This is a genomic window from Kocuria sp. LUK, assembly GCF_021012935.1.
Classification (GTDB): Bacteria; Actinomycetota; Actinomycetes; order Actinomycetales; family Micrococcaceae; genus Kocuria; species Kocuria flava.
The window spans coordinates 1-946 of record NZ_JAJMZI010000017.1; the positions used below are offsets into that span (position 1 = coordinate 1).

Annotated in this window: 1 protein-coding gene; it reads right to left on the reverse strand. The window is 73.4% G+C overall.

Going from position 1 to position 946, the window contains the following annotated elements; genetic code table 11:
- Positions 1-946, reverse strand: a 946-nt coding sequence (locus LQU92_RS14830) for an acyltransferase (protein ID WP_230781442.1), incomplete at both ends; no start/stop codon positions are given.

The following is a 946-nucleotide window of genomic DNA, read 5'->3' on the forward strand; positions in this document are numbered from 1 at the left end:
CCGGGGTTGTTGCGCTCGGCCTCGGCCGCGATCTGCGCCGCCCGCCGCGCATCGGCCTGGGCCCACCCCAGCACCGGCACCGCCACCAGCCCCAGGCACACCACCACGACCACCGCCAGCCGCCGCGCCGAACGCTCCGGCCACGCCCACCGCTTCAGCGGGTTCTCCACCCACCGGGTCGCCACCACCGCCAGCACCAGCGACACCACGATCAGCACCACCCCCGACCGCGGCCCCGCCACCGGCCGGTCCCGCACCACCAGATACGTGATCAGCAGCGGCCAGTGCACCAGGTACAGCGCATACGCCGCGTCCCCCAGCCGCACCAGCGGCCCCGAGGCCAGCACCCGGTCCACCCCGAAGCGCGAGCCCGAGGACCCCGCCACGATCACCGCCGCCGCCGAGCACAGCGGCCACAGCGCGATCCACCCCGGGAACGCCCCCTGCACATCGACCAGCACCCCCACCAGCACCATCGACACCAGACCCGCCCAGCCCAGCACCACCCGCAGCCCCCTGGCCGGGTTCAGGTACGGCACCGCCAGCGCCAGCAGCGACCCCAGGGCGAACTCCCACAACCGCGCCCGGGTGTCGAAATACGTGAACGCCTGGTCCCCGGCCGTGCGCACCACCGAGAACACCAACGACCCCACGAACACCGCCCCGAAGGCCACCGCCAGCACCGGCACCGGCCGCCACCGGAACCGCCGGCACACCACCGCGGCGGCCGCGAAGATCACCGGCCACAGCAGGAACACCTGCCCCTGCACCGACAACGACCAGAAGTGCTGGAACGGCGAGGACCCCGAGTCGTCCACCGCGTAGTAGTCCACCTGCGCCACCGCCAGCGCCCAGTTCTCCACGTAGAACACCGACGCCAGCGCCTGGGAGCGCCACCGCGCCACGTCGAACTCCGGGTAGAAGAGCGCCACCAGCACCAGCGTGC